Consider the following 20,425-nt stretch of genomic DNA (forward strand, 5'->3'; position numbering starts at 1 on the left):
CGGATCACACGTACCGACAAGCCGGATCTCGGCTTCGAGCGCAACGACGCTAGCTGAAGTTCCATCCGCAAACTCTCTCCCGAATTCCTGCAAATCTCTGCCATCTACCGAAGGTAGATTCGCTCCCGGTGAAGCGTGGTCAACAACGCGTCTTGCAAGAAACGAAAATCTGCAGGCGTCAGGCCCGCTTCCGACAATGAAATGGGAGTACGCCATGCAGCATCTGCCGAACGATACCTACGACGTCACGCTTGACCAATTTGGTCAAATCGCGGCCATTGACGGAGACCCCGCCTTTCCGGCTTCCACCGACGTCGTCGGCGGCAACGACACCGTGACGGCCAACGTCGACGCGCTCAATGCAAGACTCACGATCTTCGGCGACGACCACACCGTGTTGCTCGGTCATTCCCAAGGCGGAAACGACACGCTGATCGCGGACATCGACGGTGGCTGGGACACCGCCGTCGTGATCGGTGATACCCAGTCGATGATCGATGACGCCCGGGGCGGCAACGACACCATCGTCGCGGATGCCGGCCGCACCGTCTACACAACGATCTCGGCCTTCGGGGACGTTGCGGGCGACATGTCGGGCAATGCGCAAGGCGGCCATGACGACATCAGCGGCTCGATCGCCTGGCGCGGCGGCGCCAACCTGTTCGCCGGCGATGCCGGCGGTTCCATGATGGACACCTCGCAAGGTGGCAACGACACACTCGATGTCAGCGTGCTCACAATCGACGGCGGGGCGACCGTCAGCGGAGACGCCATCGGGTCCCTGCGAGGGCTCGCGCAGGGCGGCAACGACACCCTGTCCATCACTTTGAACGGTGACAGCGCCATTTCAGGCGGAACCTTGTTCGGGGATTCGGCGACATCCCTGATGGATTTCGCCAAGGGAGGCGACGATGTGCTCACCGCCAAGCTCGCCGGCCTGTACACGGATGCCGTCGCGCAGATGTACGGCGATGCTCCGACCATGGCAGGCCATTCCCATGGCGGCAACGATGTTCTCAATGGCGGCGTGGGCCGCGATTTCATGTATGGCGATGCGCGGAGCTATGAACCGGCCGCACCCGGCGCGATCACTGGCGGCGTCGACACGCTGAACGGCGGAGCCGGCGATGACCAGATGTGGGGCGGGGGAAACAGCGACTTGTTCGTCTTCAACGCCGGCTCCGGCAACGATACGATCAACGACTTCGATCAGGGCAACAAGGTCCTCGGCAGCGCCGCGGTGGAACAGGATCTGATCGACGTGCAGAACTACGGCTTCGCAGACTGGACGGCGCTGTCGAAACTGATCAGCGACAACACCGCCGGCGATGCCGTGATCCATCTTTCCGCCAACGATTCGATCACGCTAGACGGGGTTCACGCGGCGAACCTGCATCAGACCGACTTCATCATCTGAGGACGCAGAGCAAGAGCGGCGGCGTCGCGATTGCGACGGCGCAATGACGAATTTTGCCGCGCGGCGACGGAAACTTGGCGCGATCAAGCTCTGCCCCGAATTCCGGCAAACCTTCGCCATCGACCAAAACTAGATTCGTCTCCGTGAAGCGTGGTCAACAACGCGTCTTGCAAGAAAACTCTGCAGGCGTCAGGCCCGCTTCCGACAATGAAATGGGAGTTACGCCATGCAGCATCTGCCGAACGACACCATCGACGTCCTGCTCGACCAGTTTGGTCAAATCGAAACCATCTACGGCGATCCGAACTTTCCGACCACCGCGGATGCCTGGGGCGGCAACGACACCGTGACGGCAACCATCACCCAGCCCGAAGCAGAGGTCACGATCTTCGGCGAGGACAACACGACGTTGCACGGTCAGTCCCATGGTGGCAACGACACGCTCACGGTCAACTTCAACTACGGCTGGAACGCGGCCCTCGTGGTCGGCGACGCCCAGGCCATGACCGACGACGCCAGCGGCGGCAACGACACGATCAGCGTCGAGGACGATTCGCTGTACACCAACGCTCATGCTTTCGGCGACGTCGCTGGCGACATGTCGGGCAATTCACACGGCGGCGGCGACGTCATCACCGGCGCGGTGGGCTGGCGGAGCTACGATAATGTGTACGCCGGAGATGCCGGTGGTTCCATGAGCGGCACGGCGCAGGGCGGTAATGACACGCTCAACATCAGTGTGGACACCATGGAGGGCACAGCGCAGGCCAGCGGCGATGCCATCGGCTCCATCAGCGGCGATGCCCATGGCGGCAACGACAACATCACCTTCACCTTCGACAGCGACATCATTTGGACCGCCGGCTTTGGGTTCGGAGATTCGGCGACCTCACTAACCGACAATGCCCAAGGGGGAGATGACATGCTCACACTTGAGACAAATGTCCCCGACCCCCTCCACTTTACGCCCCCGACACTCTACGGCGATGCTCCTGCCATGTCCGGCAATGCCCATGGCGGCAACGATATTCTCACCGGCGGGGTAACCCGTGATTACCTGTATGGCGATGCGGCGGTCTATACCCCCGCAACGCCGGGCTCGATCACAGGCGGCCGCGATATTCTCAACGGCGGCGCCGGCGATGACCAGCTTTCGGGCGGAGGAAACAGCGACACCTTCGTCTTCAACACCGGCTCCGGCAATGACCTGATCACCGATTTCGATCAGGGCAACAAGGCAGTTGGCAGCACCGTGACCGAGCATGACCTGATCAATGTGCACGATTACGGATTTGCGGACTGGGCGGCGCTGTCGAGCCTGATCAGCGACAATGCCGCCGGCGACGCCGTGATCCATCTGTCGGCGAGCGACACCATCACGCTCGACGGCGTCCAGACGGCGAGCCTGCACGCGACCGATTTTCTCATCTGAGCGCGTTGCGCTGGGAGCAACGATCTCGCCCCGCCTCCAGCGGGGCGAGACGGCCGTTTCGTCTTTCTCCGCCGGCAGATGTTCTCCGGCGCGAGGCGGTCCCCCTGGACCGTTGGGGAACGATCGACGACCGCTTGCCGTTCTCCGTGCAGTTGATGCGGACCTACCTCCCAGCTTGAGCCGATCAGATGACGATCGAGGGAGCTGAAAGGTCGTTGTAATCGATTACGATCGTGGCCTTCGCTTCCGGCTGGCAACTCCGAAGATAAAGCCGTTGTCCCTCAACGTAGCGTCGGTTCGATACAGCCGCAGGGTCGGGTGACGAGCCGTCGCGCGAAGCGCACCGCGCAACGGACACGGCAAAGTCCGTGCGGAGAAAGATTGAAGCGTCCCAATAGGCGAGCAGTTCGGGCCGGTGCAGGAAGATGCCGTCGATCAGCAAGATGGACGATGGCTCGGCCTTGAGATCATCAGCTGGCACAAATTCATCGGTCACATGATCGAAGAATGCCCGACGATAGCGGCGAGAACCATCGGGCCTTAGCGGGTCCAGCAGGTATTGCTTCAATGCCGGGTAGTTGTAGGAGTCCTCGAAAAAGCCTTCCGGTGAATGCCGCCCGCGCCGGTATCTGACCGCCCTGGGATTATGAAATCCGTCGACCGATGCTCGGATGACAGGCCGCCCCTTGGTCGCAACGAGGCTTCCGAGTTCATTGGCGAATGTGGTCTTTCCAGCCCCGTCGACACCGTCGATGGCGACGCGGACCGTTCGATCTGGCGAGGTCACGACGAGGCGATCGGCCAAGTCGCATAGAAGCTTCTGTCTCTTTTCCATCTGGATCGGATGCGCCCACGCAAAGTCACTCGAGCCTACAACGGAGCCGTTCACTTCGGCAATTGGCCATAGCGTCGCCGAACGGCTTGCCGATTGTCGGCTTGTGGGCTCGAAGCTGACTTTAGGCTGATGCTCGGAAACTACGTTCCAGACCCCGTATGACTATCAGGAGGACCACCAAATTGGTCCCAGTTATCGCTGTTATTTCTGTCGGGTCTCACCTTCGTACCCTGCCGAAAGGCAAAGGTGATAAATCCCACGATCGCGAGGAGGGCGAGCAGAGGCAAAAGCCAACCAGGCATGATCTACTCCGCTATTCCGTGTCCCTTTCCGTTGGGGTCGTCCGAATATACCACGGTCAAACAGAAGGTGTCGCCAATCGGCCCATGCCTGACCTTGGCTCGGTGCGCCCCGAGCTGCGCTTCTTTGAAGTGAGCCGGGCCGGGCGATGCGAATGGGGCTGGTGAGCCGTTGACCATTGCGGACCGCCGACCGGCCGATCAAGATGACGGAGCTTCTCAGCTTGAGCAGGACCTCGATGGCGGTCGCCATTAACATTCGAGCCGATAACGCGTCCGCCAACGAGATCGAGCGGCTGTGGGATCAGGTTGCGGTTTTCGAGGATGAGCCATCGATGCGGGTCCTGGCTTATCGGCCACATCTCACATTCGCCATCTATGAATCGCCTGACATCGAAGAGAAGATCGCGTGGGACGCAATGCTCCGTGCAACTGCAGGCGAAGCACAGCTCTCCATCGCTTTCAGACGGATTCGATGGTTCGCAGGCCCGCCTCTCGTGCTATGGGCCGAGCCTGAGGCGAACTCAACCCTCGGAAGGTGGCACGCTTCGATCAGCGCGGCCATCGACCCGGTCCATTGTCGGCCGCATTATCGGCCCGGCGCCTGGACGCCCCATTGCACGCTCGGCACGCGAATCCTGGACGGGAACAGTAAGAGCGCCATCGCCTTTGCGCAGTCATTCGACCGACGGATCGAAGTTGTTTTCGACGTGATCGATTGCGTCACTTTTCCGCCGGTGCGGATCGTTGCCCAGAAGGAGCTGCCGAAGGACGCTCCATGAGCCAGTGTGCAGGCGACCGCCAAGTGTTGCACACTCCAAGGATTGAAAGACAACGGGATGTTGGCTTCTGGCCTATCGCGGCATATTCCGCTGCCGCATGATCGTGGGCCTGTCTCGTTTCTTTGTCATTTGCGACAATGGCTCGAAAAGCGAGCGGCGCACCGTCCTCGAAACGATGCGCCGCTCCTCTCATGCGGCTTCCGCGGCGAAATTGCCGATCCAGTCGCGGGCGATTGTCACGTCGGCTTGCGACAATTGATGGCCCGCCGGCAGCACCCTGTGGGTCACGCTCGCGCCGGCTTGCGAGAGCAGGGCCGCGAGCTTTGCCGAATTGCTCGCCGGCACGATCGGGTCGGCCTGTCCCGACAACAGCAGGACCGGCTTGCCGGCGAGCTCGGCTTTCGGCGGAGCCGACAGCGGCACCATCGCACGCAGCAGGATCGCCCCGGCGAGCACGTCCGGCTTCAGCAGTAACAGCGCGGCTGCGATGTTGGCGCCGTTGGAGAAGCCGACCGCAACGGGTGCGGCGATGCCGTACTGCTTTCGCGCCTCCACGACGAACTCGCCGAGCTCGTCCGCGCGACGTCGCACGTCCTCCTCGTCGAACACGCCCTCGGCCAGACGGCGGAAGAAGCGCGGCATGCCGTGCTCGAGCACACGGCCGCGCGGCGAGAGCAGGGCGGAGCCGGGCGAGATCATCCTGCCGAGCCCGAGCAGGTCGTTCTCGTCGCCGCCGGTGCCGTGCAGCAGCAGCAGTGGAGCGGAGCCCGCGTCGCCTGCGGGCTCGAAGCGATGGATGAAGGCAGTCTCGGTCATGACGCGGTCTCTTCCAGGCTCGGCAGCACGCCTTCGATCTGCTTGCGGTGCTGCTCGAGGAAGGCGGGCAGCTTGAGGTCACGTCCCAGCGTCGCGACGGGCTCGTCGACGGCGAAGCCGGGGATGTCGGTCGCGATCTCGAACAGCACGCCGCCGGGCTCGCGGAAGTAGATCGAGCGGAAGTAGTTGCGGTCCCGCTGCTCGGTCGGATGCAGGCCGTGATTGCTCACGAGCTTCTGTGCCATCTTGCCCTGCTCGGCATCGTCGGCCGCGCGGAAGGCGATGTGGTGGACGGAGCCGCCGCCCTGATGTCCGCGCAGGAATCCCTTGGCCTCGTAGATGTCGACGACGCTGCCTTCGACATCGCCGGGCGCCTTGAAGCGGATCACCGAGCCCTCGCGTCCCGTTTCCTTGAAGCCGAACACGTCGGTGAGGACGGCGGCGGTCTTCGCCGCGCTGTCGAGCAGCAGGGTCACGCCGTGGAAGCCGCGGATCGCGTGCTCGGCCGGCACGTCGCCGTTGCTCCAGCCGGGCTCGTTCTCCGCGCCCGGCACGCCGACCAGCGCGAGCGCCATGCCGTCGGGGTCGGTGAACGGCAGCACGGATTCGCCGAAGCGCTTCTCCAGCGCCTCATAGGCGATACCCTTCTCGGTGAAGCGCTGCGTCCAATAGCCGAGCGAGCGCTGCGGCACGCGGAAGGCGGTCTGGTGGGTCTCGCCGACGCCGCGGCGTCCCGAGGGAACGCCGGCCCAGGGAAAGAAGGTGAGGATGGTGCCGGGCCGGCCGGTCTCATCGCCGTAATAGAAGTGATAGGTGCCGGGATCGTCGAAATTGACCGTCTTCTTGACGAAGCGCAGGCCGAGATCCCGCGTGTAGAAGCCGAAATTGCGGATGGGGTCGCCGGCAATCGCGGTGACATGGTGCAGTCCAGACATTGTCGTCCTCCAAGTTCGGGGAGCGTCTTGCTCTGGCGGAAATATTGTTCCGCTTTGGATTGGAGACAATCCGTGCAAATATGACGGCTATGTCTACGATTTGGAAACAATCCGCGGTGGCCGGCCTTGGATAAGCTCGGCAGCCTCAGGGCCTTCGTGAAGGTAGTCGAAAGCGGCAGCTTTGCCGAGGCGGGCCGGCAGCTCAGGCTGTCGCGCTCGGCGATCAGCAAGTACATCGCCGATCTCGAGGAGAGCCTCGGGGTCCAGCTGCTGAACCGGACCACAAGGCATGCGAGCCCGACCGAGAACGGCCAGCGCTATTTCGAGCGCGCGCTCGTCATCCTCTCGGAGGTCGAGGCGGCCGACCAGGCGGTGACGCAGGCCCAGTCGGCACCGCGCGGGCTGCTCCGCGTCAACGCACCGATGTCGTTCGGCACGATGCGGCTGGGTCCCGCGCTCGCCGATTTCATGGCGCGTTATGGCGAGCTTCAGCTTCAGATCGTGCTCAGCGACGACCTGCTCGATCCGGTGCAGGACGGCTTTGACGTGACGCTTCGGATCGCGGAATTGGAATCCTCCAGCCTGATTGCGCGAAAAATCATGCCGGTGCCGCGCATGATCTGCGCCTCGCCGGATTATCTGGCCCGGCACGGCACGCCCAGGCATCCGCAGGATCTGCGCGAGCACGCCTCGCTCACCTACGGCTTCCTGCTCACAGGCAACCAGTGGAAGCTTAGCGGCGCGGATGGCGACCACTGGATCCAGCCGGCCTGGTCGCTCTGCGTCAACAATGCCGAGGTGCTGCGCGACGTCGCGATCAAGGGCAGGGGACTTGCGCTGCTGCCGGAGTTCATCGCGGCGGATGCGTTGAGGAAAGGCGAGCTGCGGACGGTGCTGGATGATTATTCCGCGCCACCGCTCGCGCTCTACGCGGTCTACCCGCCGACGCGGCATCTGTCGGTGAAGGTGCGGCTGTTCATCGACTTCCTCGTCGAGCGGTTCGGCCGCGAGGAGGTCCTCGCTTCTCGCTAACGCCGCAGCGTAAACTCGTCGGCGCCGCGCCGATGCTCCCACTTCGCCTGCTCCAGCTCCGGCTGGTCGCACTCGGCTTCCGGATAACCGATGCAGAGATAGGCGATGAATTTCCAGGTCTCGGGCACGTCGAGAATGGCGTGGATGCGCGCGGGGTTCAGGATCGACACCCAGCCGAGGCCGATGCCGTCCGCGCGCGCGGCGAGCCACATCGCGATAATCGCAGCGACGACGGAATATTCGGTCGTCTCCGGCATGGTGGCGCGGCCGAGGCCGTGGCCGATGTCGCTGGTCTTGTCGGCGAACACGGCGAGATGGCCGGGCGCCTGTTCCAGCCCCGACAGTTTCAGCGTGGCATAGCGTGCTGCGCGTTCGCCGGAATAGCAGTTCAGCGCATCGGCATTGCAGGCCTTGAAATCCTCGATCACGGCGCGGCGGCGCGCGGCATCGTCGACAATGACGAAGCGCCAGGGCTGGCTGAGCCCGACCGAGGGCGACAGGCAGGCGGTCTCGATCAGCCGCGCGATGGCGTCCTCCGGCAGCGGATCGCTGCGGAAACGGCGCACGTCGCGGCGCCACACGAACAGCTCGTGCAATTGCCGGCGGAAGATGTCGTCGAACTCGGCCATGAGGTCAGCGTCCCATCTGGAAGGCAGCGGCGACCAGCAGGATCAGGATCTCGCCGGATTGCTCGAACGCGCCGAGGATGTCGCCGGTCTGTCCGCCGATCTGGCGAAGGGCGAGCCGCGCCAGGAGCAGACCGGCGAGCGACAGCAGGATCAGGCTGACAAGCGCCTTGCCCGGCCCGAGCGCAAGGGCGAGTGCGAGCGTTCCAAGCGCGAACGCAATGGCGACGCTGCGGCCCGGCGGCACTCCGGCGCTCGCGGAAAGCCCGTCCGGCCGCGCCGACGGGACCAGCGACATGAAGGCCGGCACGCCTGCACGGGCAGCAACGTGCGCGGCGCACAGTGCGAGCGTGACGGCCAAGGGATTGGCGATGGTCGCCAGCGCGCTCCAGCGCAGGCCGAACGAGAGGATCAGCGCGCAGACACCGTAGGTGCCGATCCGGCTGTCGCGCATGATCTCGAGCTTGCGCTCGCGCGTCCGGCCGCCGCCGAGCCCGTCGGCGGTGTCGGCGAGGCCGTCTTCGTGCAGCGCGCCGGTGACGAGGGCGGTGGTCGCGAGGGCGAGCAGGGCGGCAAGGTTCGGCGTCAGTCCGAAGCGGATGGCGACCTTGTAGACGAAAGCACCGGCAAGGCCGACCAGCAGCCCAGCGACGGGGAGGGCCCAGGTCGCTCGCGCGACGGCGCCGTCGCCCGCAGGCTTCGAGGAGGCCACGGGGAGGATCGTCACGAACGATGCCGCCATCCTGAGATCGACGAAGATGTCTTTGAGCAGCTCGGCGCGCGGCATCATTTCAATCTCATGGGCAGGCCGGCGACCACGAACTCGACTTCGTCGGCAACGCCAGCGATCGTCTGGTTCATGATCCCGGCGGCGTCCCGAAAGCTGCGCGCCAGCGCGTTGTCGGGGACGATGCCGAGGCCGACCTCGTTGGTGACGAGGACGACGGGGCTCTTCAAGCGAGGCAGCGCCGCGGCGAGCTCGGCCACTTCACGCTCCCAGTCGCGCTCGGCGAGCATCAGATTGGAGAGCCATAGCGTCAGGCAGTCCACCAGCCTTGCGCCGCCGCCATCGCTTGCAACCAGCGCCTTGACGAGATCGAGCGGGACCTCGCGTTCGATCCAGTCGGTTCCGCGCTGCGCGCGGTGCTTTGCGATGCGCGCCTCCATCTCGGTGTCGAGCGCCTCGGCCGTCGCGACATAGACGGGCTGCCCGGGAAAGGCGCGTGTGCGCGTTTCCGCACGCTTGCTCTTGCCCGATCGCGCTCCGCCCGTGATCAAGATGACGGCCATGAAGGTCTCCTCAAGGGCCTGACTAACCACCAATTGCGGGCAAAGACAAAGCCGAAATCCGGCGGATAGGGGCTTGCGCTCCAGCTTTGCTTTGCGCAACAGGGGCGGGGCAGGAGGCAGGCTTTGCAGGTAGGCTCTTTGCACGTAGGCTTGGGCTTTGCGGGCGCGATGGTAGCGGCGATGGCGGCGGATGCCCTCTTGGGCTGGCCGTCGTGGCTGTTTGCGCGGATCGGCCATCCGGTGACGTGGCTTGGGCGGCTGATCGGCGCCGTCGATCGCGGCTGGAATCGCGCCTCCAACCCGCCGGCGCTGCGCCGCGCAGCCGGCATCGCCGGAGCGCTTCTGGTGATTGGATTCTCGGTCGTGATCGGCTGGCTGCTTCAGTCCCTGCTTCCCCCGGGCTCGATCCAGATCGTGCTCGTCGGTGTCCTTGCCTGGCCGCTGGTCGCGCTGCGTTCGCTGCATGATCACGTCGCAGCCGTCGCTCGTCCCTTGCTGGCTGGCGATATCGCCGCCGCGCGTGAGGCCGTCTCGCGCATCGTCGGGGGCGATCCCTCAGCGCTCGATGAAGCCGGGATCGCGCGTGCGGCGATCGAGAGCCTTGCGGAGAACGCCTCCGACGGTATCGTCGCGCCGGTGTTCTGGGGCGCGCTGTTCGGCCTGCCGGGCATTCTCGGTTACAAGGCGATCAACACGCTGGACTCCATGATCGGTCACCGCAACGAGCGCCACGAAGCGTTCGGCTGGGCGGCTGCGCGCATCGACGATGTCGCCAACTTCATTCCGGCGCGCCTGACCGGGTTTCTCTTCGTGTTGCTGGCACCGCACCGGTCGGAGGCGCTGGCATGCATGACGCGCGATGCGCGGCGGCATCGCTCGCCGAATGCCGGCTGGCCGGAAGCCGCCATGGCCGGCGGGCTTGGCGTGCGACTCAGCGGCCCCCGTATCTATCACGGCAGCATCACGAACGAGCCTTGGCTGAACGAGGGCGCGCGCGATCCGCGCGCCGCCGACATTGACGAGGGACTGACAGTCTACCGGCGTGCCATGCTGCTGCTCGCCGGCACGCTTGCGATCCTCGCCTTCGCGTGAAAGAACGGGGCATGCGCGAGCACGGTGGAAATCTGGATCAAGCTCAGCAGCGTTTTGGCGGACGCGCCGAAGACTGGATCGACCTGTCGACCGGCATCAACCGGCTGCCTTATCCCGTGGGTGAGGTCAGCGCGCACGCGTGGAGTGCGCTGCCTTCGCGCGCGGAGATCGAGGCCCTGCACCGCGCCGCAGGACACGCGTACCGCACCAGCGCGCCGATCGTCGCGCTTGGTGGCGCGCAGGCCGCGATCCAGTTGCTGCCGCAGCTCGCGCCACCCGGCCGCGCGCGCATTCTCGCGCCGACCTATAATGAATATGCAGGGGTGCTGTCGGCCGCGGGCTGGGAGGTGCTGGAGGTCAGCGAGCTCGACGCGCTCGAAGGCGCGGATCTCGGCATCCTCGTCAATCCCAACAATCCCGACGGCCGGCGTCATACGCCAAAGGATTTGCTGACGTTGTTGCCGCGCGTCGGCCGTCTCGTGATCGACGAGAGCTTTGTCGACGCCGTTCCGCAACTGTCGCTCGCGCCTGAGGCGGACCGGCCGGGATTGTTGATCTTACGTTCCTTCGGAAAGTTCTATGGCCTTGCCGGCCTGCGGCTGGGCTTTGCGACCGGCAATGCCGCCGATATCGACCGGCTCGCGGCGATGTCCGGCCCGTGGCCGGTCTCGGGTGCAGCGATCGCGATCGGCTGCCGCGCCTTGCGCGACGATGCCTGGGCCGAAGCTACGTCCGCGCGGCTTGCGAAGGACTGTGCTCGCCTCGACGAGATGGCGCGAGCGCAAGGCTGGCGGCTTGTCGGCGGCGCGTCGCTGTTTCGCCTCTACGAGACGCATGACGCGCTTGCCGCGCAGGACATGCTCGCGCGTGCCCGGATCTGGTCGCGCGTGTTCGCGAAGAGGCCGACATGGCTGCGGCTCCGGCTTCCGGGCAGCGAAGCCGAATGGCGCCGACTTGCCGAGGCGCTAGCGCGCTAGCGCGAGCAGGCCCTCGACATCGAGATGCTTTTCGATGTGATCGGCCAGCGCATCGAGCGCGCTCTCGACCCTCGCATGATAGGGCCCGGCGCCTGCTTGAATGTCGAGCTTCGCCAAAAACGCCTTGCGGAAGTCGTCCGACGTGAAGAGGCCGTGCAGATAGCTGCCCTGCACGCGGCCGTCGCGCGAGATCGCGCCTTCCGGCTCGCCGTTCAGGGTCGCGAACGGCCGCGCGCGATCCGGCCCATCGGTGCGGCCGATGTGGATCTCGTAGGCCGCGATCGGCTGCCTGCTGGCGGCATGTACGGCGGTGACGCGTGTCAGCGTCTTCTGCGGGCTCATCACCGTGTCCACGTCGAGCAGCCCGAGGCCCGGCGTGTCGCCTGCGGGACCTTCGATGCCATCGGGATCTGCAACGCTGCGCCCGAGCATCTGATAGCCGCCGCAGAGGCCGAGCACATGGCCACCCCTGCGGTGATGTGCAAGCAGATCGATGTCCCAGCCCTGTGCGCGCAGGAAGGCGAGATCGCCCCGGGTCGATTTGGAGCCGGGGATGATGACGAGACGCACGTCACCCGGGATGGCTTCGCCGGGACGCACCATCACGAGATCGACACAAGGCTCGAGCCTGAGCGGATCGAGATCGTCGAAATTCGCGATCCGCGACAGTGCGAGGCAGGCGATCTTGCACTGGCCGGGCTTGCGCGCGTCGCGGAGGCCCAGCGCATCCTCAGCCGGCAGCTCGCCGGCGCGCGGAAACCAGGGCAGCACGCCGAGGCCGCGCCACGCGGTCTTTTGCTCGATCAGCTTGTAGCCGTCGTCGAACAGCGTGGGATCGCCGCGGAACTTGTTGATGACGAAGCCAGAGATCATCGCAGCATCCTCGGGGTCGATCACCGTCTTGATGCCGACGAGCTGGGCGATGACGCCACCGCGGTCGATGTCGCCGACCAGCACGACGGGAACGTCGGCCTTGCGCGCAAAACCCATATTGGCGATGTCGGCCTTGCGCAGATTGACCTCGGCCGGACTGCCGGCGCCTTCGACCAGCACCAGATCGGCCTTCGCCTTCAGACGCTCGAAACTCTCCAGCACGGCGCCCATCAATGAAGGCTTCATCGCCGCGTAGTCGCGCGCGCGTGCGGTCGCGATGCGCTTGCCATGGACGACCACCTGCGCGCCGACATCGGTCTCGGGCTTGAGCAGCACCGGGTTCATGTCGGTGTGCGGCTCGACGCCGGCGGCCAGCGCCTGCAATGCCTGCGCGCGACCGATCTCGCCGCCATCGACGGTGACGGCCGCGTTGTTGGACATGTTCTGCGGCTTGAACGGAAGCACGCGCAAGTGCCGCCGCGTGAAGGCACGGGCGAGGCCGGCGACGATGAGCGATTTGCCCACGTCCGAGCCGGCCCCCTGGATCATCAGCGCGCGTGCCATCGAACTCAGAACTCGACGCCGGCCTGCGCCTTGATGCCGGAGCGGAACGGGTGCTTCACCAGCGTCATCTCGGTGACGAGATCGGCGATCTCGATCAGCTCGTCCTTGGCATTGCGGCCGGTGAGCACGACGTGAGTCATTGGCGGCTTCGAGCTCGTCAGGAAATCGATCACCTCGGCGATGTCGAGATAGTCGTAGCGCAGCGCGATGTTGATCTCGTCGAGCACGACCATGCGCAAATTCGCATCCGAGATCAGCTCCTTGGCCTTCTCCCAGCCGGCGCGCGCGGCGGCGATGTCGCGGGCGCGATCCTGCGTCTCCCAGGTGAAGCCTTCGCCCATCGCGTGGAACTGGCAGAGCTCGCCGAAATGGCCGGTGAGCAGGCGGCGCTCGCCGGTGTCCCAGGCGCCCTTGATGAACTGCACCACCGCGCAAGGGAAACCGTGGGCGACGCAGCGCACGATCATGCCGAAGGCCGAGGAGGACTTGCCCTTGCCGGCGCCGGTGTGGACGATGATGAGGCCCTTTTCGCCGCTCTTGGTCGCCATGATCTTGTCGCGGGCGGCCTTCTTCTTCGCCATCTTATGGGCGTGCCTGATGTCGGTATCCTCGGTGGTTTGGGTATCCGGTTCAGACGTCATGGGACCCGGTCCTTCGGCTTGACAAGAGGCGGCCACCGGCAAATGGTGGCCCGGCGTTGGTTCCTGTCCTATGACAGGCGAAGAGGGAATGCGATAGGGTCCGAATCGGCAAGATTTGGGTTCAAAATGCAGCCGCCCCCGCGACCGTGACCGGAGAGATGCCCGAAGCCACTGATTCCCCGCGGAATCGGGAAGGCGGGGATCGAAGGGCAAGACCCTGCTCCGCAAGCCGGGAGACCTGCCAGCGCGGACGAGTTTTGGACCGGCGGACGGGGGGTTCCGCGACGGGGAAACGGGCCTTCTGAAGAATGGTCCGTGTGCCTCATCGCCTCCCGCTGTTATCTGGAAGAGGCGATGACCGTCACACTTCATGTCTGCATCCCCTGCCGTGCCGGCCAGACGCTTGGCGAGGGCGAGACGACGCCCGGCAAGCGCCTGCACGGCGCGATCCTCGAGGCCGGCGTGCCCGAGGGTGTCAATGTGGTTCCCGTCGAATGCCTGTCGGCGTGCAGCCAGGGCTGCTCGGTGGCGCTGACCGCGCCCGGCCGCTGGTCCTATGTCTATGGCCGCTTGTCGGATGCGAATGCGTACGACGTGGTCGCGGGCGCTGCCGCCTACGCGGCGGCACCCGACGGGCTCGTGCCCTGGCGCAGCCGTCCCGAGATCTTCCGCAAGCAGTCGCTTGCGCGAATTCCCCCGATTCCTGTCGCGCCGGAGGCCGCCGAATGAATTCGCTCGCAAAAGTCCCGGTCACGGTGGTCACCGGTTTCCTCGGCTCCGGCAAGACGACGCTGATCCAGCATCTGCTCAGCAACGCCGGTGGCAAGAAGCTCGCCGTGCTCGTCAACGAGTTCGGCAGCGAGGGCGTTGACGGCGAGATCCTGAAATCCTGCGCCGACGCCAACTGCCCCGAGGAGAACATCGTCGAGCTCGCCAATGGCTGCATCTGCTGCACCGTCGCCGACGATTTCATTCCGACCATGGAGCAGCTGCTGGCGCGCCCGGTGAGGCCCGATCACATCCTGATCGAGACCTCGGGCCTGGCATTGCCGAAGCCGCTCTTGAAGGCGTTCGATTGGCCGGAGATCCGCTCGCGCATCACGGTCGACGGCGTGATCGCGCTGGCCGATGCCGAGGCCGTGGCGGCGGGCCGTTTCGCCCCCGATCCGGAGGCGGTCGAGGCGCAGCGCGCCGCAGACGACAATCTCGATCACGAGACGCCGCTGTCGGAAGTGTTCGAGGACCAGATCGCCTGTGCCGATATCGTGCTGCTGACCAAGGCCGACCTTGCCGGCGTCGCCGGCATTGAAGCTGCGAAGGCTGCAATCACCGCCGAGATGCCGCGCCGCGTGCCGATGCTGCCCGTCACCGACGGCGCCATCGACGCGCGCGTCATCCTCGGCCTCGGTGCCGCCGCCGAGAACGATCTGGCCGCGCGCCCCTCGCATCACGACGGCGAGGAGGAGCATGAGCACGACGATTTCGCCTCGGTTGTGATCGATCTTCCGGAGGTCGCCGACATCGACACGTTGGTTGCGTCCGTCCAGCGTCTGGCGCGCGAGCAGAACGTGCTGCGCGCCAAGGGCTATATCGCGGTCGCGGGAAAGCCGATGCGGCTGCTGCTGCAGGCGGTCGGCGAGCGCGTGCGCCATCAGTTCGACAAGCCCTGGGGCGCAGGTCTCAGGCAGTCCAAACTCGTCGTGATCGGCGAGCACGGCGATATCGACGAGGCCGCGATCAAGGCAGGACTTGGTATCTCAGGATCTGGCATCTGATGCACGTCGTCTTCCGCGAGAGCCGCGGTCTGGAGGAGACCGCGACGCCAAGGGACATCGGCCAGGACCCGGCCGACCTCGTGGTGCTCTCGTATTCGGATTCCGACCTTGCCGCGTTTGCGGCCGGCTGGCGCCGTGGCCGGGGCAGCCTGCCGTCGCTGCGGCTCGCCAATCTCGCGGAGCTGCGCCATCCGCTATCGGTCGACACCTATGTCGAGCGCACGCTGTCGCAGGCGCGCGGCATTCTGGTGCGCTTGATCGGCGGGGAGTCCTACTGGGCGTATGGGCTGGCGGCCTTGCAGCGGCTCGCCAAGGACCGGGGCATCGCGCTTGCCGTGCTGCCGGCCGACGGTCGCGATGACACGCGGCTCGATAAGTGTTCGACGGTGCCGGTCTCGACGCTGCGACGGCTCAAGGTGCTCTGCGACTCCGGCGGCCCGGTTGCGGCGCAGGCGGCGATCGCGCAGCTCGCGCTGGCTTCGGGCCTGTACGCAGGGCCCGTCATCGGCGAGATGAGCGTGCCTGAGATGGGCTTTTACGATCCCGCGGGCGGCGTCATCGCCGGGCCGGCGAACGGCGAGGGCAGGCCGCGCGCGCTGGTGACGTTCTATCGCTCCTATCTCACCGCCGCCGACACCGGCCCGGTCGACGCTCTGATCGCCGCACTGCGCGAACAGGGCTTTGACGCCTACGGCGCGTTCGTCACCTCGCTGAAGGCCGCGGGCGTCGCCGATTGGCTGCGCGCGCATCTTGCGCAACATCCTCCGGCCGCGATCGTCAATGCGACGGCGTTCTCGGCTCTGGGCGACGACGGCACGACGCCGTTCGATGCTGCGTCTTGCCCGGTGTTTCAGATCGCGCTCTCCACGGCGCGGCGCGAGGACTGGGCTACCTCGCTACGCGGCCTGTCGCCCGGCGATCTCGCGATGCATGTGGTGCTGCCCGAGGTCGATGGTCGTTTGTTCACCGGCGTAGTGAGCTTCAAATCGGCCGCGATGCGTGATCCGGATTTGCAGTTTTCGCATCTGGCCCACGGGCCCGACGAGGAGCGCGTGAAGGCTGTTGCTGCGCGCGTCCTGGCCTGGCGGCGCCTCGCAGAGAAGCCGTCCGGCGAGAAGCGGCTGGGCATCGTGCTCTCGAACTATCCGGGGCGTCCGCACCAGATCGCGCACGCGGTCGGACTCGATGCACTGGCTTCGGTCGAATCCTTAGTATCCGATCTCGCTAAAGCCGGCTTCAATGTCGCGCCGGTCCATGCGCTCGGCGAGACGCTGCTCAAGCAGAATCTGACCTGGAGCATTGCCGATTACCGCGTGGCGCTCTCGCGCCTGCCGCAATCCCTGCAGGATGACCTCGCGCAAGCCTGGGGCGCGCCGGAGAGCGATCCGGCTTGCCGCGACGACGCGTTTCATTTCGCGGCCATCGTTTGTGGCCGGTCGGTCATCGCGGTTCAGCCCGAGCGCGGCGATGCGACCGCGCGCGATGTTGACTACCACGATCTCGCCCGCACGCCGCGCCATGCCTATGTCGCGTTCTATCTCTGGCTCCGGCAGCAGCGTTATGACGCCATCGTGCATATGGGTGCGCATGGCACGCTGGAATGGCTGCCTGGAAAGTCCGTGGCGCTGTCGTCTGTGTGCTGGCCGGAAGCCCTGATCGGCGATCTCCCCGTCGTCTATCCCTTCATCGTCAACGATCCCGGCGAGGCCGCGCAGGCGAAACGGCGCATCGGCGCCGTTACGATCGGCCATCTTCCACCGCCACTCGCGCAATCCGCGGTGCCGGAGGGGCTACGTCGGCTCGAACGCCTGCTCGACGAATATTCGACCGCCGATGGTCTCGATCCCGCACGCCGCCAGCGGCTGATTGCCGCGATCCGCGACGAGGCGCGCGCGGCAGGTCTCGAAGACGATCTCGGCCTCGACGCATCGGCGGCGCCGGCCGAGGCGATTCCGCGTATCGACCGCTTCGTTTGCGACCTCAAGGAAAGCCAGTTCGGCGACGGCCTGCACGTGTTCGGTCGCGGCGCCTGTGGCGAGGCGGAGCGCGATGCGTTGCGTGCCGCGCTCGCCGGCAAGCGCGTCGCGCCGGGGCCGTCGGGCTCGCCCTATCGCGGCCGCACCGACGTGTTGCCGACCGGGCGCAATCTCTTCGCGGTCGACCCGCGCGCGGTGCCGACGCCATCGGCGCATGCGCAGGGGATAAGACTCGCAGAGGAACTGCTGCGCCGCCATTTGCAGGATCACGGCGACTGGCCGAAGGGCCTCGTCGTCGACCTCTGGGGCTCGGCGACGATGCGCACGGCCGGCGAGGAGTTCGCGATGGCGCTGCATCTGGCTGGCCTCGCGCCGCGCTGGGATCACGCGTCCGGCCGCGTCACCGGCTATGACATCATCGCGCCGGCCGAGCTCGGCCGGCCCCGCATCGATGTCACGCTGCGGGTGTCGGGCCTGTTCCGCGACGTCTTCGCAGGCCTTGCGCAATTGTTCGAGGCCGCCTCCGAGGCACTTTCGACGCGCGAAGACGAGGGCGAGGAGAATCCATACCGCCACCGCGCCTCGCGCGTGTTCGCGCCGCGGCCCGGACAATACGGCGTCGGCCTGTCGGCAATCTCCGATGCCTTCACGCCGGAGACGCGTGAGGCCGCCGGCGAAGCCTGGTTGTCGGCCTCGTCCTGGGCGTTCTCGGCTGCCGGCGAGATACAAAACGATCGCGCCGGCATCGAGCAGCGTCTTGCTGCGGCGGATGCCTTTGTCCATGCCCAGGACTTGCCCGAAACCGATCTGCTGCTCGCCGCCGATTATGCCGCGCATGAAGCTGGCGTTGCGGCGGCCGCGGCGCATCTCGGCGCGACGGGACCATCGCTCTATCATCTCGACACGACGCGCCCCGAGCAGCCGCGCGCGCGAACTCTAACCGAGGAAATCTCGCGCGTTGTCCGCGCACGCGCGACCAACCCGGCCTGGATCGCCGGCATGATGCGGCACGGTTTTCGCGGGGCGGCCGAGATCACCGCGACGCTGGAGCACATGGCAGCCTTCGCACACCTCGCCGGCGCCGTGCCGCCGCATCTGTTCGATCTCTACTACGAGGCGACGCTCGGCAATGACGACGTCCGCGCCTTCATGGCGCGTGAGAATCCGTCGGCGCTCGCCGCGATGGAAACCTGCTTTGCGCGCCTGCATGATGCCGCGCTTTGGCAAACGCGCCGCAATTCGATCGCGGCGGCGCTGCGGGAGGCCTCATGAACGCGGCCACGGTCAAGGGCTGGTGTCCCGGCGCGCTGCGCCCGATGCTGTCGGGCGACGGGCTCGTGGTGCGCGTGCGTCCGTTCGGCGGGCGGCTTGAAGCCGCACAAATCGCCGGGCTTGCCGAGCTCGCCGGACGACACGGCAATGGTCTGATCGATGTGACGAGCCGCGCCAATCTCCAGATCCGGGGTGTCAGCGAGCAAGGCCATCGGCCGCTGCTCGAGGGCCTTGCGCAGCTGACGCTGCTCGACCCCGACGCCGATATCGAAGCCCGGCGCAATATTCTGGTGATGCCGTTCTGGAACGGCGGCGACGAAACACAGTCGCTCGCCGCCGAGCTGGAGGAGGCGCTTGCCGATAGCGGCCTCGCGCTTCCCACCAAGTTCGGCTTCGCCATCGACGATGGACGATCGCGGGTGCTGGCGGGGGATTCCGCCGACATTCGTATCGAGCGCGACCGCGAGGGCCGTCTCCTGGTGCGGGCCGACGGTGCACGGCTCGGCCGCTCCGTCGCGCGCGGCGAGGCCGTGAGCACGGTGCTGGCGCTCGCGAGCTGGTTCCTGGTCTCCGGCGGCGCGCGAAGCGGGCGCGGGCGGATGGCCGCCCACATCGCCTCCGGCGCGGCATTGCCTGCATCGCTGCGTGGCGAGACCGAGCCGGCGCCGGTGATGGCCGCCTCGCGGCCCGGGCACTACCCGCAAGGCGCGATGGTCGGCGTCGCGTTCGGGCAGTTGCTGCACACGACGCTCGGCCAATTCGCCGGTTGCGGCCACGCGCTACGGATGACGCCGTGGCGGATGGTGCTGAGCGAGGGCAAGCGGGAGATGCCGAGCGGAGCCGGTCTCATCACCGAGCCGTTCGATCCCGCGCTGCGCGTCATCGCCTGCAGCGGCGCGCCGCGCTGCCGCGATGCCCATGCCGATACCCGCGCACTGGCCGCGGCGCTCGCGCCGCGCATCGCCGCCGACGCGCGGCTCCACGTCTCCGGCTGCGGCAAAGGGTGCGCCCATTCCGGCGCGACCGACGTCACGCTGGTTGCGACGCGCGCCGGCTTCGATCTCGTCCGCGACGGCTCGACGCGCGACGAGCCGGTCCTGCGCGGACTCAACGGCGCCGACATCGTCAGCGATCCCTCGATCCTGGTCGGAGGGAACTGATGCCGCACGCTTACGAGACCGATGGCGCGGCCATCTACCGCCAATCCTTCGCCACCATCCGGGCCGAGGCCGATCTTGCGCGCTTTTCGCCTGATGAGGAGCAAGTCGTGGTGCGGATGATCCACGCGGCCGGCATGATCGGCCTGGAGGCGCACATCCACTTCACGCCTGACATGGCGACCGCCGCGCGCGCCGCTCTGCAGAGAGGCGCGCCGATCCTGTGCGATGCGCGCATGGTTTCGGAGGGCATCACGCGCGCAAGGCTTCCCGCATCCAATGCCGTCATCTGCACGCTCTCCGACGAGACCGTGCCCGCACTCGCGCAATCCATGCACAACACCCGGTCGGCCGCGGCACTCGAGCTGTGGCGGCCGCATCTGGGCGGCGCGATCGTCGCGATCGGCAACGCGCCGACCGCGCTGTTTCATCTGCTCAACATGCTGGAGAACCCAGACTGTCCGCGTCCGGCGGCGATCATCGGCTGTCCCGTCGGCTTCGTCGGCGCAGCCGAGTCCAAGGCCGCGCTGATGGCCGATCCGCCGGCGCCGGCGCTGACTGTCGAGGGCCGCCTTGGCGGATCGGCGATCACCGTTGCCGCGGTGAATGCACTGGCGAGCCGGAGCGAATAGCG

19 protein-coding genes and 1 riboswitch are annotated in these 20,425 nt (G+C 66.3%); of the genes, 11 read left to right on the forward strand and 8 right to left on the reverse strand.

The genetic code is table 11. The features are described from left to right. The first annotated feature begins 214 nt into the window (after positions 1–214). Together X268_RS10380 and X268_RS10385 are read left to right on the forward strand one after the other, a co-directional pair. The gene (locus tag X268_RS10380; protein WP_128924857.1) at positions 215–1,417 is read left to right on the forward strand and encodes a calcium-binding protein; all 1,203 of its coding nucleotides are present in this window, start codon (positions 215–217) and stop codon (positions 1,415–1,417) included. A gap of 226 nt (positions 1,418–1,643) precedes the next feature. Continuing rightward, positions 1,644–2,849: a calcium-binding protein gene (locus tag X268_RS10385; RefSeq protein ID WP_128924858.1), complete on the forward strand. Its 1,206-nt coding sequence runs from the start codon at positions 1,644–1,646 to the stop codon at positions 2,847–2,849. 184 nt (positions 2,850–3,033) lie between these two features. On the opposite strand, the gene X268_RS10390 is transcribed toward X268_RS10385, so the two are convergent. Next, complete coding sequence (locus X268_RS10390; RefSeq protein ID WP_245477848.1) at positions 3,034–3,654, reverse strand: nucleoside/nucleotide kinase family protein; 621 nt, start codon at positions 3,652–3,654, stop codon at positions 3,034–3,036. Between the two features lie 568 nt (positions 3,655–4,222). Between X268_RS10390 and X268_RS10395 the strand changes: the two genes are divergently transcribed. Continuing rightward, positions 4,223–4,765, forward strand: coding sequence for a 2'-5' RNA ligase family protein (locus tag X268_RS10395; protein ID WP_128924860.1), 543 nt, complete (start codon positions 4,223–4,225; stop codon positions 4,763–4,765). A 189-nt stretch (positions 4,766–4,954) separates the two neighbouring features. On the opposite strand, the gene X268_RS10400 is transcribed toward X268_RS10395, so the two are convergent. Next, the gene (locus X268_RS10400) at positions 4,955–5,581 is read right to left on the reverse strand and encodes an alpha/beta hydrolase (RefSeq protein ID WP_128924861.1); all 627 of its coding nucleotides are present in this window, start codon (positions 5,579–5,581) and stop codon (positions 4,955–4,957) included. Next, a complete protein-coding gene (locus X268_RS10405) occupies positions 5,578–6,516 on the reverse strand; it encodes a ring-cleaving dioxygenase (protein WP_128924862.1) in 939 nt (312 codons plus the stop codon). The genes X268_RS10400 and X268_RS10405 overlap by 4 nt, the downstream gene beginning before the upstream one ends. Before the next feature lie 126 nt (positions 6,517–6,642). Here X268_RS10405 and X268_RS10410 point away from each other — a divergent pair, with 126 nt between their 5' ends. Next, positions 6,643–7,548, forward strand: coding sequence for a LysR family transcriptional regulator (locus X268_RS10410; RefSeq protein ID WP_164937651.1), 906 nt, complete (start codon positions 6,643–6,645; stop codon positions 7,546–7,548). Here X268_RS10410 and bluB read toward each other — a convergent pair. Genes bluB through cobU form a run of 3 tightly spaced genes read right to left on the reverse strand, consistent with a single transcriptional unit; the run spans position 7,545 to position 9,464 of the window. Then, the gene (gene bluB, locus X268_RS10415; protein WP_128924863.1) at positions 7,545–8,177 is read right to left on the reverse strand and encodes a 5,6-dimethylbenzimidazole synthase; all 633 of its coding nucleotides are present in this window, start codon (positions 8,175–8,177) and stop codon (positions 7,545–7,547) included. The genes X268_RS10410 and bluB overlap by 4 nt on opposite strands. Positions 8,178–8,181: 4 nt before the next feature. Continuing rightward, on the reverse strand, positions 8,182–8,964 hold the full coding sequence (gene cobS / locus X268_RS10420) for an adenosylcobinamide-GDP ribazoletransferase (RefSeq protein ID WP_128924864.1): 783 nt from the start codon (positions 8,962–8,964) through the stop codon (positions 8,182–8,184). Further along, on the reverse strand, positions 8,961–9,464 hold the full coding sequence (gene cobU / locus X268_RS10425; RefSeq protein WP_164937652.1) for a bifunctional adenosylcobinamide kinase/adenosylcobinamide-phosphate guanylyltransferase: 504 nt from the start codon (positions 9,462–9,464) through the stop codon (positions 8,961–8,963). The genes cobS and cobU overlap by 4 nt, the downstream gene beginning before the upstream one ends. 168 nt (positions 9,465–9,632) lie before the next feature. Here cobU and cbiB point away from each other — a divergent pair, with 168 nt between their 5' ends. Together cbiB and cobD are read left to right on the forward strand one after the other, a co-directional pair. Further along, the gene (gene cbiB, locus X268_RS10430) at positions 9,633–10,556 is read left to right on the forward strand and encodes an adenosylcobinamide-phosphate synthase CbiB (RefSeq protein WP_128929211.1); all 924 of its coding nucleotides are present in this window, start codon (positions 9,633–9,635) and stop codon (positions 10,554–10,556) included. Between the two features lie 11 nt (positions 10,557–10,567). Further along, positions 10,568–11,533: a threonine-phosphate decarboxylase CobD gene (cobD, locus tag X268_RS10435; protein WP_164937653.1), complete on the forward strand. Its 966-nt coding sequence runs from the start codon at positions 10,568–10,570 to the stop codon at positions 11,531–11,533. Here cobD and X268_RS10440 read toward each other — a convergent pair. Beyond that, positions 11,522–12,970 carry a cobyric acid synthase gene (locus tag X268_RS10440; RefSeq protein ID WP_128924867.1) on the reverse strand — a complete coding sequence of 483 codons (1,449 nt, stop codon included), beginning with the start codon at positions 12,968–12,970 and terminating at the stop codon, positions 11,522–11,524. The two genes, cobD and X268_RS10440, sit on opposite strands and share 12 nt — an antisense overlap. A 5-nt stretch (positions 12,971–12,975) precedes the next feature. After that, positions 12,976–13,611 (reverse strand): cob(I)yrinic acid a,c-diamide adenosyltransferase, encoded by a 636-nt coding sequence (gene cobO / locus X268_RS10445; RefSeq protein ID WP_128924868.1) that lies wholly within the window; start codon positions 13,609–13,611, stop codon positions 12,976–12,978. Positions 13,612–13,651: 40 nt separating this feature from the next. After that, positions 13,652–13,871: riboswitch (cobalamin riboswitch) on the forward strand. 94 nt (positions 13,872–13,965) lie between these two features. On the opposite strand from cobO, the gene X268_RS10450 reads away from it, so the two are divergent. From X268_RS10450 to X268_RS10470, 5 genes are read left to right on the forward strand one after another with little or no spacing between them, the layout of a single operon-like run. Continuing rightward, positions 13,966–14,340: a DUF1636 family protein gene (locus X268_RS10450; protein WP_128924869.1), complete on the forward strand. Its 375-nt coding sequence runs from the start codon at positions 13,966–13,968 to the stop codon at positions 14,338–14,340. Beyond that, the gene (gene cobW / locus X268_RS10455; protein WP_128924870.1) at positions 14,337–15,386 is read left to right on the forward strand and encodes a cobalamin biosynthesis protein CobW; all 1,050 of its coding nucleotides are present in this window, start codon (positions 14,337–14,339) and stop codon (positions 15,384–15,386) included. The genes X268_RS10450 and cobW overlap by 4 nt, the downstream gene beginning before the upstream one ends. After that, entirely contained in the window at positions 15,386–18,634 is a 3,249-nt protein-coding gene (gene cobN, locus X268_RS10460) for a cobaltochelatase subunit CobN (RefSeq protein WP_128924871.1), read from the forward strand. Before cobW ends, cobN begins: the two co-directional genes overlap by 1 nt. Then, a complete protein-coding gene (gene cobG, locus X268_RS10465; RefSeq protein ID WP_128924872.1) occupies positions 18,631–19,794 on the forward strand; it encodes a precorrin-3B synthase in 1,164 nt (387 codons plus the stop codon). Before cobN ends, cobG begins: the two co-directional genes overlap by 4 nt. Then, positions 19,794–20,423, forward strand: coding sequence for a precorrin-8X methylmutase (locus X268_RS10470; protein WP_128924873.1), 630 nt, complete (start codon positions 19,794–19,796; stop codon positions 20,421–20,423). The genes cobG and X268_RS10470 overlap by 1 nt, the downstream gene beginning before the upstream one ends. Positions 20,424–20,425: the final 2 nt, after the last annotated feature.

Origin of the sequence: Bradyrhizobium guangxiense (assembly GCF_004114915.1) — a bacterium.
GTDB lineage: Bacteria > Pseudomonadota > Alphaproteobacteria > Rhizobiales > Xanthobacteraceae > Bradyrhizobium > Bradyrhizobium guangxiense.